This is a genomic window from Amycolatopsis samaneae (assembly GCF_039541975.1).
In the GTDB taxonomy this organism is placed as follows: Bacteria; Actinomycetota; Actinomycetes; order Mycobacteriales; family Pseudonocardiaceae; genus Amycolatopsis; species Amycolatopsis samaneae.
In genome coordinates this window covers 1-13,939 of record NZ_BAABHG010000034.1, presented here as the reverse complement: position 1 = coordinate 13,939, position 13,939 = coordinate 1, and the positions used below count along the sequence as shown (strand labels likewise).

The 13,939-nt window shown below is 69.3% G+C and carries 16 protein-coding genes; 4 read left to right on the top strand and 12 right to left on the bottom strand.

Annotated elements, in window-relative coordinates:
• Positions 1–513 precede the first annotated feature (513 nt).
• Positions 514–912: a ricin-type beta-trefoil lectin domain protein gene (locus tag ABD987_RS44295; protein ID WP_345409026.1), complete on the top strand. Its 399-nt coding sequence runs from the start codon at positions 514–516 to the stop codon at positions 910–912.
• A 100-nt stretch (positions 913–1,012) separates the two neighbouring features.
• On the opposite strand, the gene ABD987_RS44290 is transcribed toward ABD987_RS44295, so the two are convergent.
• Positions 1,013–1,780: a glycoside hydrolase family 75 protein gene (locus tag ABD987_RS44290; protein ID WP_345409024.1), complete on the bottom strand. Its 768-nt coding sequence runs from the start codon at positions 1,778–1,780 to the stop codon at positions 1,013–1,015.
• A gap of 279 nt (positions 1,781–2,059) precedes the next feature.
• Positions 2,060–2,482, bottom strand: a complete 423-nt coding sequence (locus ABD987_RS44285) for a winged helix-turn-helix transcriptional regulator (RefSeq protein ID WP_345409022.1) — start codon at positions 2,480–2,482, stop codon at positions 2,060–2,062.
• Positions 2,483–2,595: 113 nt separating this feature from the next.
• Here ABD987_RS44285 and ABD987_RS44280 point away from each other — a divergent pair, with 113 nt between their 5' ends.
• Positions 2,596–3,993, top strand: coding sequence for an FAD-dependent oxidoreductase (locus ABD987_RS44280; protein WP_345409020.1), 1,398 nt, complete (start codon positions 2,596–2,598; stop codon positions 3,991–3,993).
• A gap of 29 nt (positions 3,994–4,022) precedes the next feature.
• Here the strand turns inward: ABD987_RS44280 and ABD987_RS44275 are convergent, their stop codons facing one another.
• From ABD987_RS44275 to ABD987_RS44260, 4 genes are all read right to left on the bottom strand, one after another.
• Positions 4,023–4,823, bottom strand: coding sequence for a hypothetical protein (locus ABD987_RS44275; RefSeq protein ID WP_345409018.1), 801 nt, complete (start codon positions 4,821–4,823; stop codon positions 4,023–4,025).
• 152 nt (positions 4,824–4,975) lie between these two features.
• Entirely contained in the window at positions 4,976–6,088 is a 1,113-nt protein-coding gene (locus ABD987_RS44270; protein WP_345409016.1) for a hypothetical protein, read from the bottom strand.
• Between the two features lie 136 nt (positions 6,089–6,224).
• A complete protein-coding gene (locus ABD987_RS44265; RefSeq protein WP_345409014.1) occupies positions 6,225–7,343 on the bottom strand; it encodes a hypothetical protein in 1,119 nt (372 codons plus the stop codon).
• A gap of 90 nt (positions 7,344–7,433) precedes the next feature.
• Positions 7,434–7,958, bottom strand: a complete 525-nt coding sequence (locus tag ABD987_RS44260; protein WP_345409012.1) for a DUF2199 domain-containing protein — start codon at positions 7,956–7,958, stop codon at positions 7,434–7,436.
• A gap of 231 nt (positions 7,959–8,189) precedes the next feature.
• On the opposite strand from ABD987_RS44260, the gene ABD987_RS44255 reads away from it, so the two are divergent.
• Positions 8,190–8,792 (top strand): lamin tail domain-containing protein, encoded by a 603-nt coding sequence (locus tag ABD987_RS44255; protein ID WP_345409010.1) that lies wholly within the window; start codon positions 8,190–8,192, stop codon positions 8,790–8,792.
• A gap of 132 nt (positions 8,793–8,924) precedes the next feature.
• Here the strand turns inward: ABD987_RS44255 and ABD987_RS44250 are convergent, their stop codons facing one another.
• The 5 genes from ABD987_RS44250 to ABD987_RS44230 all read right to left on the bottom strand — a co-directional run bounded on the left by ABD987_RS44250 (position 8,925) and on the right by ABD987_RS44230 (position 12,749).
• Entirely contained in the window at positions 8,925–9,344 is a 420-nt protein-coding gene (locus ABD987_RS44250) for a hypothetical protein (RefSeq protein WP_345409008.1), read from the bottom strand.
• 224 nt (positions 9,345–9,568) lie between these two features.
• Entirely contained in the window at positions 9,569–10,567 is a 999-nt protein-coding gene (locus ABD987_RS44245; protein WP_345409006.1) for an Acg family FMN-binding oxidoreductase, read from the bottom strand.
• Between the two features lie 66 nt (positions 10,568–10,633).
• Positions 10,634–10,822, bottom strand: a complete 189-nt coding sequence (locus tag ABD987_RS44240; RefSeq protein WP_345409004.1) for a hypothetical protein — start codon at positions 10,820–10,822, stop codon at positions 10,634–10,636.
• A 231-nt stretch (positions 10,823–11,053) separates the two neighbouring features.
• Positions 11,054–12,046: an Acg family FMN-binding oxidoreductase gene (locus ABD987_RS44235; protein WP_345409002.1), complete on the bottom strand. Its 993-nt coding sequence runs from the start codon at positions 12,044–12,046 to the stop codon at positions 11,054–11,056.
• Positions 12,047–12,176: 130 nt separating this feature from the next.
• Positions 12,177–12,749 (bottom strand): CBS domain-containing protein, encoded by a 573-nt coding sequence (locus ABD987_RS44230; protein WP_345409000.1) that lies wholly within the window; start codon positions 12,747–12,749, stop codon positions 12,177–12,179.
• A 212-nt stretch (positions 12,750–12,961) separates the two neighbouring features.
• On the opposite strand from ABD987_RS44230, the gene ABD987_RS44225 reads away from it, so the two are divergent.
• A complete protein-coding gene (locus ABD987_RS44225; RefSeq protein ID WP_345408998.1) occupies positions 12,962–13,618 on the top strand; it encodes a response regulator in 657 nt (218 codons plus the stop codon).
• Between the two features lie 46 nt (positions 13,619–13,664).
• Here the strand turns inward: ABD987_RS44225 and ABD987_RS44220 are convergent.
• The coding region (locus ABD987_RS44220) for a phosphoketolase family protein (RefSeq protein ID WP_486303893.1) at positions 13,665–13,939 on the bottom strand (275 nt) is incomplete at its 5' end.

Below are 13,939 nucleotides of genomic sequence, written 5' to 3'. Positions count from 1 at the left end.
AACCCCAAACGGCGTCATTCCAGCATCGGGATGCACGCCCCGGTCACGTTTGAGGCCCTCCACACGCCACCCAACGTGACCGCCTGACCCCACACCCGCCGTGTCCGGCGAACAGGGGGAAGCTCATCCTCACCCTCTGATCCGTCACGGGGCGGACCGATCCGCGATTCCGCCACTGCGCCGATGAACCCCCGATGACGGGCACATGAAGACAATCATCAACTGTTTACCGTCGCATTGGCCTACGAGATCGTTGCGTGTGGCGCGTGATCGACTTCGGTTGCGCGCACAACTGGGGCCCCTGCACTACGTCCTATGACGAGCACGTATTTCACTGGAGGAACCACTGTGACTACAGCTCAGCCGGTGACAATGAGAACGAATCGACATTCCAGAGTGGCGAGACCTCTGCTGGCGCTCTTGTTCGCCATACTGTTCGGCAGTTCCCTGACCACACCGGCATTCGCCGGGACGAGCTCCCCCACGACGACCTCTCGGTCCGCCGTGAGCTCGGTGACCTACCAGATCAGGAACTGGAAGTACAACCTTTGCCTGCAAGCATGGGATACCCATGAGGCCGGGTACCCGGTTTCCGCCGCGCCGTGCGACGGGAAACCCCACCAGCAGTGGCAACACGGGAACAGCAACCAAATGGGGCACGTCAACGTGGCGAATGGCCAATGCCTGGACTACCCCAATTACTCGGACACCAGGCCTCGCACCAATCCGTGCGTGGAACAGACGGACTTCCACTCGACCCAGACCTGGTGGCACCTTGACCAGTACAGCCTCAGCAACAACAACTGGTCCAGGGCATGCCTGGCCATGTTCGACGTCCAGGGCGTCGTACTCGGCCCACAGCTTGAGAAGTGCGACTCCAGCCGGGCCGGACAAGCTTGGGCCTATCCGTAATTCGTCGAGGTAGGAACCGGACACCCTCGAACGCGATCACCACCTCTTCGCCGTCGGCGTCCGAAGTGGTGATCGCGTTCCGCGCGGATCCGGTGCGGGCTCAGAGATGCATGCTCGAGCCGAGGCTGTCCAGCGCCTTGGTGACCATGGCCTGGGTCTTGGAGTTCAGGTTCGAGTTGGTGCCGTTGACGACCCAGTCCGAGCCGGAGAAGATCACCACGGTCACGCCGTTGTCGACGCCACCTTCGGTACCGCTGCTGTTGATGCCGAGCAGCGAGGCCGCCTTCACCGACGCTTCGCCCAGTTCGCGGGAGTCGTTTTCCGAGGTGTCCTGGTCGTTCGCGGTCTGTGTGTCGCCGAAGATCGCGCCGATGACCTTGCTCTTGTAGAACATCAGCGCGAACTGCCTGCCCTTGATGCCGTGCTCCTTGTAGAAGAAGTGCGGGCAGGGGTTCTTCTTGTCGTAGCAGTCATCCCCGAGCACGTAGAACGGCACGCGGTGCGCGCCAAGGGATTTGCCGTCGCTGTCCTTGAACGTGGTGGTGCCCTGGTGGTCGGGATCGGGGTCGGGGTCGCTGCCGTCGGTGTCGACCGCCAAGCCGGAACCGTAGGCGTAGACGCCCTTCGCCACCTGGTACACGTTCACGTTCTTGGCCCGCGTCATGGTGTTGATGTGCGGTTTGCTGTTGACCTTGTTCGCGTCCGTGCTGTTCTTCTTGACACCGGCCAGCACCTGGGCGGCCGTGTACGACGGGGCGGCCGCGGTGTCGGTGTTCGTCGTGGCGGCGTCAGCGGACTTGACGGCGAGTGGCGCGGCGAGCGCCAGAGCGGCGCCCACCACCGCGAAGCGCCTTCGGGGAGATGACATGACCGGGCGACCTCCGTTCGTTAGGAAAACTTCCTAACAGATGGAACCATCCGCGCCCGCCCCGTGTCACGAGATCGACGCGAGAAAGCCTCAAGGACACCGCTCCGGATTCCGATCATCGGGACGGCTCCCGCTGATCGGAATGCGGGCCAGGAAAAGAAGAGCGAATCCCGCGCCGGCGGCGGGGCAGTGCCCACGCACTTGAAAGTGCCTTTTGTAAGCCCTCCATTACTCACTCATGATGGTGTTACGCACTACCAGTGAGGTGAGGAAGATGGTTCAGTCCGCCGACGCGCTGATCGCGGCCCTGGCTCGGCCGACTCCGGCCAGTTCGCTGGCCGCCCGGTTGCCGGCGATCTCACCGTGGTGGGCGGCCGCCCAGCCGACCATCGCCGTCACCGCGTCCACCAGGGACCGCCCCAGATCCGTCAGCTCGTACTCCACTCGTGGCGGAACCTCGGCATACGCGGTCCGGGTGAGCAGGCCGTCGCGCTCGAGATGCTTGAGCGTCTGGGTCAGCATCCGCTGGGAGATCCCCGGGATGCTCGCCTGCAGGTCGGAGTAGCGCAGTGAGCCCGCGCTCAGGGTGCCGATGGTCAGCACCGTCCACTTGTCACCGATGCGGTCGAGCACCTCCCGGATGAAAGCGCTGTCCTCCGGCCACGCCTGACACGGACCTGCGATCTGCCGCGCTGCCGCCATCTCGATTACCTCTCATCCGGGTGCAACCGCACTACCAGTATGTAACGCCCGGACCCATCCATGTCTTGCCTGTTTCAGATCGTCAAACCTTGATTCAACGGAGAGTGAGAACTGTGAACACACACGACACCATCGTGGTCGGCGCGGGCCCGGTCGGGCTGTGGACGGCGGCGGAGCTGGCCCTGGGCGGCGGGCGACCGCTGGTCCTGGAACGGGCCGAGCAGCGCAGCCCGCACTCGAAGGCGCTGGCCGTCCACCCGCGCACGATCGAGGTACTGGCGATGCGCGGGCAGGAACAGGCCTTCCTCGACGGCGGGCTGCCCGTGCCGGACGGGCACTTCGGCATGCTGCCCGCTCCCCTGGACTTCCGAGGGCTGGCCACGCCGTTCCCGTTCCAGCTCGTGCACCCACAGCTGCGCACCGAGGAACTGCTCGAACAGCACGCACTGGCCCTCGGGGTGCTGATCCGGCGGGGCCACCGCGTTTCCGGGCTGAGCCAGGACGAACGGGGCGTGACGCTACGGGTCACCGGGCCGGACGGCGAGTACGGGATCACCGCGGACCATGTGGTCGGGGCGGACGGCGCGGGCAGCATCGTGCGCCAGGCGGCGGGGATCGACTTTCCCGGTACCGACTCGACCGTCTACGGCTTCCTCGGCGACGTCGAGCTGACCGACCCGCCGGAACGGCCGGGCTTCTGGCACAACGAACACGGCGCGCTGATCGTGGCCCCGATCCCCGGCGGGCGTCACCGCGTCACCGGGTACGCCCCGTCAGCCCTCACCCCGACCCTGGAATCCCTGCGGGAGACGGCGAAACGGATCGCGGGCACGGACTTCGGCCCGCACTCCCCGGTGTGGCTGTCCCGCTTCGGCAACGCCACCCGGCTCGCGGCGGAGTACCGGAAGGGCCGGGTGTTCCTGGCGGGCGACGCCGCGCACAGGCACTTCCCGGCGGGCGGCGTCGGGCTGAACGTGGGCCTGCAGGACGCGATGAACCTGGGCTGGAAGCTGGCCGCGGTCCAGCGTGGCCGGGCGGGGAAGGCCCTGCTCGACACCTACCACTCCGAACGTCACCCCGTCGGCGTGGCACTGGGCGAACACACCAAGGCCCAGACCGCCCTGATCACCGCCACCAGCGAGGAGGGCCGGTCCCTGCGGCGGTTCATGGCGGACCTGGTACGCGCCCATCCCGACGTGGCGACCGCGCTGGCCAACACGGTGACCGCGCTCGACGTGCGTTATCCGGGCACCCATCCCCTGGCGGGCCTGCGCCTCCCGGCCACCCGCGAGCAACTGCGCCTGTTGCGTGAGGGCCGCCCGGTGCTGCTGGCCCAGGAAGCCGACCCGGCGGTGAAGGATCTGGCCACGAGCGCGGACCTCCAGCTGTACGAAACCGAGCTGCCCTGGTCCACGGCGGCCGTGTTGATGCGCCCGGACGGGCACGTATGGGCCGCCGGGGACACCGCCGGGCAGCTGGCGAGCGCCATGGCGGAGCTGCCCCTGAACTGACGAACCCTGGAAAGTTCGCGTCCGGGCCCTCAGGCGCCCCAGGGCAGCCGCACCGCTTCGATCTCGGGGTCGTTCACCAGCGCCTCGACCAGCGCCGGGGAGCCCACGACCTTGGTCGCCCACAGGTCGTAGTCGGTGCACAGGCACCATGACCGGTCCTCGGCCCACAGGTTGGACGGGCTGAAGTCGATCTCGGGATCGTCGTACAGGACCTCGGCGTCGACGAGTTTCCCCGCCCGCACATGGAGGTTCTCGAAGTCGGTGGCCCCGAGCGTCAGCGGGCTGTAATAGGCCAGGCAGCGAGTGTCCGGGCCCGCGGGACCGTGTTCGGTGAGGACGTCGAGCAGCCGTGTCCAGGTCTCGCGGTCCAGGCTTCCCTCGGTGGGCGGGACGATACCGAGTGGCCAGCTGCCCTCCTTCCTGACCGAGGGAAAGCACCGGTACGAGGGCAGCAGCCCCTCGGGAACCACCGGGTCGCCGGTGCGCCGGGCGAGTTCCGCCCAGCGCAGGCGCCGCCACCCGGGGCCGGGGTGCTCGGCGCGCCCCAGCCCGCCTCCCGTGGTCACGCCGGCGGCGTCGAGATCGATGCCCCCGACGAGGTGAGGTGTGACGCTTCCGTCCGCCAGACGCGCCTGGTGGTACTCGTGATAGGACGTCTCCGCCGGCCCTCGCTCGTGCTCGTACATGGCGTTGAGCACCCACGCCGCGTCGGGCATCGCCGGCGGCATGAACCCGGTCAGCCCGTCACCGCACAGCTCCCGCAGCCAGTCGGTGACACCGGGCGCGGCGAACGGCCACGACTTCGACGACACGGGCGGATACTCCGGCATGCCTCCATGATCTCAGGCACCCCTGACGAGGTCTCCGCGAGTACCGGCCGCGACAGCCGGGATGGGAACTGTTCGGCGGCTGGACCGCACGCACTGTCCTGAGTGGACAAACCGCCGCGGTGCGGGCGAGCGGTCCTCGTCACCGGCACCGATCAGGGGGCGGGGGTGAGCAGGACGCCGAAGGTGCGTCCGCCGAAGCCCTTCTGCGCGGTACCGACGATCGCGCCCTTGTTGTTGATGGCGGTGGCGTTGGTGATGTGGAAACCGGTACCCGCCGGGACGAGGGTGTTCAGGTCGGTCGCCGTTCCGTCGCGGTAGACGTAGGCTCCGCCGCTGGGCAGCGCGCCGACGATCACACCGCTGTCGTTGATGTCGTTGGCGGTGGAGTTGGCGATCGGGCCGGTGCCCGGGATGTTCAGGTCGGTGACCGTCCCGCCGGAAAACCTGACCGCGCGCTGGGAAACGCCTTCGCCGCTGGGGGTGTTGTTGGAGACGCCCACGGCGACCCCGGCGGAGTTGACGGCGACGGCTTCGGCGAAGTTCCCGCCGGGCAGCACGCCGAGGTCACGGACCCGGCCGTGCTGCCACGCGGCCGCGGACACCACCGACGCCGAGACGGCGGATCCGCCCACCACCAGCCCGGCGTTGTTGACCGCGCGGGCCCGTGCCTGCGCCCCACCGGGCAGGAACGGGAGCCGGGTGATCGTGGACCCGTTGACCGTCCAGGCGGTGACCTTGCCGGCGGGATCGACGGTCCGGCCGGCGATCAGGCCGCTGTCGTTGATCCCGGTGGCCTCCACGTCGAAGAACGGCTGGGCCGGGTCCACCCCGAGGTCGACGCCGGTGGCGCCGGGGCTCGGCCAGCGGGCGGCGCGGAGAATGTCCGGGCCGCCCGCCGGGAAGATGTCCCCCACCACCATGCCCTGGCCGTTGATCGCGTGCGCGTCGGTGAACTGGTGCGCGTTGCCCGGATCGGCCGCAGTGGAGAGGAACACCGGTGTGGTCGTGCCCGCCTTGATGACGAAACCCGCCTGCGACCCGCTGAGGCCGATACCGATGATGTCGCCGTTGTCGTTGATCCCGGTGAACCGCTGCACCGCGTCCGGGGCGACCGTCAGCGTGTAGTGCGGCGTGGCCGCCTCCGCGGACGGCGCGGCGGCCACGCCGCCCCCGGTCACCGACAACGCCACCACCCCGGCGAACCCGGCGAGACGGGCCGTTCGGCGGGTGGTCCGGGACCGGGGCCCCCAAGTTCTGCCTGACATGCGGTTACTCCTTCACGCCGCGCCGGCCCCGAGGGGCCGGCGTCTCCGAGGAGACCGCTGTCGGCCCCTCCGTCAGGAGGTACGGGAGCGGGTTACGCGGGCTCGGCTCTGGTGCCGGTGACGAGGTCGCTCGCGCTCACCGGTCGAGTCGCGCACCCCGGGCGACCCGCCGGTCCGCGAAGGCACACACGGTGATCACCCCGGCCAAGAAGGCCATGACCGCGGCGAGCAGCCGTGCCTCCGGGTAGCCGCTTGCCAGGAGGTACGCCGGACCGGCGAGCGCGACGCCGGCGAGCAGCGCGGCGGCCAGTTCGCCGAGCGGCGCGCGTCCTGGTGCGCGGAGGATGCCGAGGGCGAGCGCCGCCACGACGACCGTTACGCCGGCGACGACGGCCAGTGCCGGAAGGCCGAAGTTCAGTCCGTACCGAATGGCCAGCGCCGGTACGAAGAACACCACGGCCAGCCACTCGGCCGAGCGGATCAGCGCGGCCAGCCCCGAACCGCAGGGGCCGTCCCGGACCCGCCGGGCGAGCACCCGGGCCAGTACGAGTACCGCCGTGGCGATCGCGGCACCCGGCAGGACCGCGGGTACGTGGCCGAGGTTGTACAGCAGGGCGCTGTCGTAGACGGCCAGCACGAGCCAGCCCAGCGCGCCGGCCGAGACGAGGAACAGCAGCAGATCCGGCAGTGACCGGGTCCGCCCGCCGGTGTCGCCGGCGAACCGGGACACCCACAGCGGGACCACGATTCCCGAGGCCGCGCGGATCAGCAGATCCTGCACGGTGGTCCAGGGATTGCGCAGTTCCCACTCGATGAGGCAGAACGTGATCGTGTAGGCGATCGAGGCGGGCCAGACCAGGCGCACGGCGCGTCGGTAGGCCCCGGCGTCCAGCCAGCGGCACACCGTCAGGTAGCCGAAGATGACGAACGGCAACTCCAGGAACGACGAGACCCGGAACAGGCACACCGACAGCAGGCCGGGATCGGGGAACCAGCCGGGGATCGGACCGAGGTCGGCCAGGTCGAACCAGCCGGGCGGGACGTAGCGGCTGATGAAGCCGGCGTCCCCGTGGTGCACGCGGTACACGTAGACGGTGAACAGCACCTGGTTGAGGTAGATCAGCACGATGACGACGAGCAACCAGCAGGCCGGGTTTCCCCTGCCCCGCAACGGCGTGTCGGGCAGTCTCCTCGGATACCACACCGCGAACACGGTGGCACTGACGATCATCGCGCCAAGCACCAGTCGCCCCACCAGGCCAGGCTAGCCGCAACACCTTTGCGGGCTGTGGCGGCACTTGCCGAGATCAGCCTTCGCCGTCGCGGCGTCGCTACCTCCTCGCCGTCACGACGACGCCGGGCCTCCGGGATGCAGCAGGCGTTCGGCGATGTCTCGCACCCGGGCCACGGTGATACCGGTTCGTTGTTCGACTGCCAATGGATGGTCCGTCGGCTCCAACTCGACGGTGGGGCGGGTGCCTACCGGCTGGCTGTGCACCCTGGTCTTCAAGTTCAGCGTCGTCGGTTCGTAGAGCGGCAACTCGGTGGACAACCAGCCAAAGCAGGGCGGCTCGCTCGTCCGTCGTGGATCGGTCCACAACTGGGTCATCCGGTCGAAGCTGGGCTCGCTGAGCGACACCCACACGCCCCACTCGAACTCCTCCGCGGCGTCCGTCACCGGCAGGAGCAGACGCGCACGGACGAAAAAGTGCTCCCCGCCGATCACGCACTGCTCATCACCAAGAACACTGTCAGGATCGCCCTCGCAACCGTCCTGCCAGTACGCGGGCGCAAGCGCGCCGTAGGCGAAAGGAAGCTCATCGTGTTGTCGCCCGCAACACGAGCATCGAAACCCCAGTTCGACTGACATGACCGACAGCGTATCCGCCCACCTCGACCGCATATCGTCATGGTCAGCGCTCGGCGCTGGTCCGAGGTGGGCCGGGAACGCGCTGACCATCGACACCGGCTGCACGTGCCGCGACAGGACACTGTGGACAGTCCGGTCTCCGTCAGTGCGGTCGCATTGGCCCCTTGCGAGCCGGGCATTCCTTGCCGCAGCATGGAAATCGAGGCAGTCACGACGGGAATCGGAGTCATCATGCGAAAGGGCGCCGCCGGAGTTCTCGCCACGCTCGCCGCTTTCACCGTCGCACCGGCCGCCGTGGCCGCGCCCCGGGTCTCGACCACCGTGGTGATCAACGAGGTGTCCACCCGGGGCCCCGGCGGCGAGCTCGACGAGTTTCTGGAACTGCGCAACATCAGCACCGTTCCGCAGGATCTCTCCACCTTTCAGCTGAAATTCTTCTCGCCCACCTGCGCGATCTTGCGGACCATCGTCCTCCCGGCGGGACTCGTGCTGAGCCCCGCCAACTCACCGGGGCAGTTCCTCGTCGCGACGAACCAGGGATTCTCGGGCACCGTCGAAGACCCGACCAACGTCCTGATGTTCGCGGTCGACGAAGGCCCCGGCCTGCTTCCTTCGCAGGCAGGGGCACTGGCGCTGGTCAGTCCCACCGGCCAGCGCGTCGACGCGTTGGCGTGGGCGGCGCCGCTCACCTCGACCTGCCGCCAAGAGGGAAACCCGGCCCGCACGCCACCGCCCCTGCTGGACGCGTCGATGTCGCGCGACTTCCTGAGCACCGACACGGACGACAACCTGCGCGACTTCTCACTCCAGCGCCGGTCTCCGGGCGCCCCCTGAACACGTCGGTGCGGGCGGGCCGCGCGGCCCCGAGACGCCCCGTCCGCACCGACCTTCCACCTGGCCGCCGACGACAGCCGGGCCGGCGCCGCCCCCTTCGGGCACGGTCACCGGCAGGGCAGCCGGAACCGCTCAGTCGTTGCCGACATGGATTCTGGCCCGGACACGCACCGGGTCACGTCCCTGGACATTGGCCTCGAACTCCACCGCCACGGTGCCGGCCGTGAAGTTCTGCCAGACCAGGACCTGCCGCCCCTCCGGCGTCGGATCGGTCTCGCCCAGCCGGTAGCCGTTCGCGGCGTCGACCAACCGGAAGCGAACGTTCCGTGCCGTAGAAGAAACATTCGTCACCCGCACTCGTTCGTTTCTTCTGACATCGGTCCTGTCGTGCCGGCACGCCCCGAAACCTTCCGAGGGGACATTGCATTCGAAGTTGATATCGGAAATTATCGTGGCCGCCGCGGGCACGGACACGAACGGAAGAGTGACGAGCGCGGACAGCGCGGCCACGGTCGCCGCTCTCTTTGCTGTATGCACAACGAAACCTTTCATGAGCACACGAAACACGGATCGGGACCCGCCAGTTGTATCGCGCCCTCCGCGGACTCGTCACCACCGTTCGTGTGACCATTCACCTCCCGATAAGGCCACACCCGAACGATACGTCGAGAATATTTTCCGAAAGTCCGGAAGTCCGCACCGGAAGTACCCTGAATCACGAAAACACCATTACCTTCAGTACGTTCGAGCACGGTTCGGCACGCGACGCCTCCCGATCATCGGCGGCTTCCGGACAGGATTTCGTCGAGGGCCCTGCGAGGGCTCTGGCCGACATCGGCCGAGGGATGTCCGATACGCATCATCACCTGGGGGAATCCGGCGAGCTCCAGTTCCTCGCACAGTGCCGAACGCACCTCGGGCAGTTGGAGCGGCTGGGTCAGTACCGAGGCGGCGAGGCCGTTGTCGACCGCCGCGAGCCAGGCGTTCTGCAGGGCGAGGCCGGCGTGCAGGTGGTCGACGGGGGCGTCGTCGAGGGTCACGAAGACCAGCACCGTCTCCCCGGCGAGCCTGCGCCGCAGCACTTCCCGGTCCGGAAGCGCGGTGCGCGGCCGCACCAGCCCCGCCCACGGCAACGTCGACTCGGGCAGGCACCCACCCGCGATCCCGGCGCCGTGGCGATGGGAGTACTCGTCGTGGATCGTCCACAGCGCGAGTTCGCGCTGATAGCCGTGATCGTGCTGGTACGCCTTCGCGGCGAACAGGAGCAACCCGGCCACCTCCGACAGGGCCCGCTCCCCGCGCACGTGCCGGGCCCGCACCTGGCTCGTCTCGGTCGAGTTCACGACCTCGGCCAGCACACGATCCGGAACGGGCAGCGAGGTGAACCGGTGCCGGTAGCTGCGACGTCGCGCGATGGCCGAGTACCGGTGCAGTTCGGTCGCGGACGGCCGCAGCGCGGCCCCGGGGCGCACCACCGCCACCAGGTCCGGTCGCCGCGGATCCGGGAGCGTCTCCGTGGTCACCCGCCTGCCCAGCACCCGCACGGCGAGCACGAGGTTCGCCAGCGCCGCCCCGCACGAGAGGAGCCGGTCGCGCCCGCCCGGATCGTGCTCGGGAAGCACGAGATCCCGCCGCTCCCGCACCAGCAGGTCCTCCCCGGCGACTTCGAGGGTCCACGGCTGGATGTTGTGCACCGACGGCGCGCGGACCACCGCCCTCGCCAGCACCTCGATCTCCCCCGCCGACCAGCCCGCCCGCCGTACCTGTCCGCTCATGATCTCCCGCACCCGTGTCACAGCACCGGAACCAGTGCGTCGGTTCTCCGGCATCTTCCTGTCCGTTCAGTGGTTTTCCCGACGTTCCTGCCGCTGAATCCACTCCGACTGCCAGCGGGCGTACCGGCCCCGGTCGAGACCCCAGCGGCCGATCGCGTACACCGCCGCCAGCGAAGCCCAGCCGATCGCGAGGAGCCCCACTCCGGCGGCCGCGCCGGTGACACCCGCGCCCGCCACGGTCAGCGGCGGATCCACCGCGCCGCCGTTCCGGTCGAGCCAGATCGGGACCCGGGCACCGGCGACGGTTCCCTGCGTCGCGTCGACCTGCCCTCGCCGAGCCGGTCGCCGCGGCGACCGGCACCGCCGCCATGGCGAACACCACCACGCCGAGCAGGAGGGCCTCTTCGATCCGGTCGGACCGGCGGGCGAGACCGTCCCGGCGCGGGCAGAGCCAACGCCACCACCGGGCCACCGCGGACATCGTGGTCATCTCGCCTTCCTCTCTGCTCCCGAATCTCCCGCACCAGGGCCGAGGACCTCCTGGACCGGACGACGGCCGGTCCGCGCCACCGCCGAGTAGCCGTACCCCAGGCGCAGCAGGGTGTGCGGGTGACCGAGCGGATGGAACAGTTCGGTGAGCCTGGCCAGGGTCGAAGCCACCTCGAACGGCTGGGAAAGAAAAGACGCCGCCACGTGCGACGAGGTCGCGGCCAGCAGGACCCGCTGCATCGCCTGCCCCGCGCGGAGGTCCGCGGCGGCCCCCGCGTCACGGGTGAGCACGACGGCGAGCAGGGGCTGCCGCTCGTACAGCCGCTCCGGAAGGCCGGGGTCGAGGTGCGATTCCCGGAGCGCGATCACGCCCTCGTGGTCCGGCCGGGGGCCCGCGGCCGCGGCCGGGACACCGTCCGGGCTGGCGAGCTGACGACGGGTCCACCGGGCCGACTCGGCGCGGAAGGCGTCATCGTTGGCCTGCACGAACTCCGCGCGCCGTACCAGGGTCGTGACCTGGGTGTATTCGGTGTCCAGGACGCGCAGCGCGGCGCCCTCGTGGCTCGCCGCACTCGTGAGCAGGGCACGCACCCGCGTCGGCACCGCCTGGTCGAGGAACGGCCGGCGGTGGGTCTGCCTGCGGAAGATCGCCTCGGCGAGCACCCGGTCCTCGGCGGAGACGCGGTGGTTCCCGTCGTGGGTCACCAGCGCGAGCAGGTCCGGCTCCCCGGCGTCGGGCAGCAGCCGGATCCGTGGCTCGAAACCCTGGCAGCGCAGGGAAACGGCCAGGTTCAGGACGGCCGCGCCGCAGGCCATCCTGGCCTGGTGCGCCTCGGGATCGGCCACGGTCAGCACGCGGTCGCGGTCCAACCGGACCTCGATCCGGGTGCCGTCGACCGCGAACCGCCACGGCTGGGTGTTGTGCGGCGACGGAGCCATGACCGCGGCCGCGAGCGCCTCACCGACCACAATGGACGTTGCTGGTTTCATCGCCGCTCCCGAGCTCGTGCTGCCTGAGGTCCAGCTTCGCGGCGAACCGGTCACCACGCTGCTGCCACCGGTCACCAGCTCGCGGGACGTTGGTCCCGGTCCTTCCGGACCCAACGGCACCGCACGACGGTCACCCGCGACGCTCGTCGGCCGGTGCGGCGGTGTTCCGCGGCACCGCCCGGACGCGTTTCACCCCCGGCACGATCTCCGCGATCGCCCGCACCATCCGCGGCTCGGAGTCGTCACGGAACTCCCCGGCCACGGTGACGACTCCGCCGTCGGCCGCCACGTCCCAGCGCCTGCCGTACCCGAAATATCCCTCGAGCCGGTAGCGCACCTGACGGACGAGTGCGTCGTCGTGGTGCACCATGGCGCGCGTGACGTCCCGGCGCGCGACCATACCGAGCACCTGACCCTCGTCCGAGACGACCGGCAAGCTGCGGACCCCGGCGCGGAGAAACCTGGCCGGTAGTTCCGACACCCGCGTTCCGGGACGCACGCTGACCACCTCTCGCGTCATCAGGTCGCCTACCGTGGTCCCCGGCACGGCGGCCTGCTCCGTCATGAGATCGGTCTCGCTCACCATTCCCGCCAACCGCCCGTTCACGAGCACCGGCATCGCCGCGATGCCATGGCGCGCAAGCAGTGAGGCCGCCTTCGGCACCAGTGTTTCCGGACGGACACACGTCACGGGGGTACTCATGATTTCCTCGACCAGCATCGGCTTCACCCGCTCCCTGGCTTGTGTCACCACCCTCGCGTACCCCGTGTCCGGGCACAGGATGCGGAAGACACCGGGAGAGCGGGACCTTTGCCCTGGTCGACGTCGAACGGGAGCGGATTCCCGTGCTGTTTTCACCCACCTGGCCCACACCGGGCGGAGTAGGGTGCTGAGCGCGTGCCCGAGGAGGTGGGATGGTGACCCGGGTGTTCCTGGTCGATGATCACGAAATCGTCCGCCGCGGCCTGGCCGACCTGCTCGGCAGCGAGCCGGATCTGGAGATCGCCGGCGAAGCCGCCTCCGTCACCGAAGCGCTCACCCGCATCCCCAGCAGCAACAGCGATGTCGCCGTCCTGGACGTCCGCCTGCCCGACGGCAACGGTGTCGAACTCTGCCGCGATCTGCTCGCGATCGTCCCCGGCCTGCGCTGCCTGATGCTCACCTCCTACGCCGACGACGAAGCCCTCTTCAACGCGATCATGGCCGGCGCCGCGGGCTTCGTCCTCAAGCAGGTCCTCGGCCACGACCTCGTCTCCGCCATCCGCACCGTAGCCACCGGCGGCTCCCTGCTGGACAGCCGCACGACCGCCGCGCTGCTCGACCGCATCCGCCGCCAGCGCGACACGACCGACCCCACCGCGGCCCTCTCCGAACAGGAACGCGCCGTGTTCGACCTCATCGGCGAAGGCCACACCAACCGCCAGATCGCCGAACGCCTTCACCTCTCCGAAAAGACCGTCAAGAACTACGTTTCCCGTCTCCTCGGCAAACTCGGCCTGCAACGCCGCACCCAGGCCGCCGTCCTCGCCACCCGGCTCCGCCACGAAGGCGGGCCGGGACAGAACGAGTAGGGGGACAGCCGAAGGGCCCGGTCACGGTGCCGCAGCCGCGCACGGTTCATGGACGACCGTGATCACCGGTGGCACTTTCCCAGGCCCAGTGGCGGATTTCCGGCAGGTCTTCGCCGTGTTCCCGTATCCAGCGCCGGTGCCGTTCCCGCGACTCCGTCATCCGCTGGCGGACGGCACCCGCGGTGGCGAGCAGACCGGGCACGCGGTCGATCACGTCGATGGCGAGCTGGAACCGGTCCATCCGGTTGAGCACGAGCATGTCGAACGGCGTGGTCGTGGTGCCGTGCTCGACATAGCCGCGGACGTGCAGGTTCGCGTGGT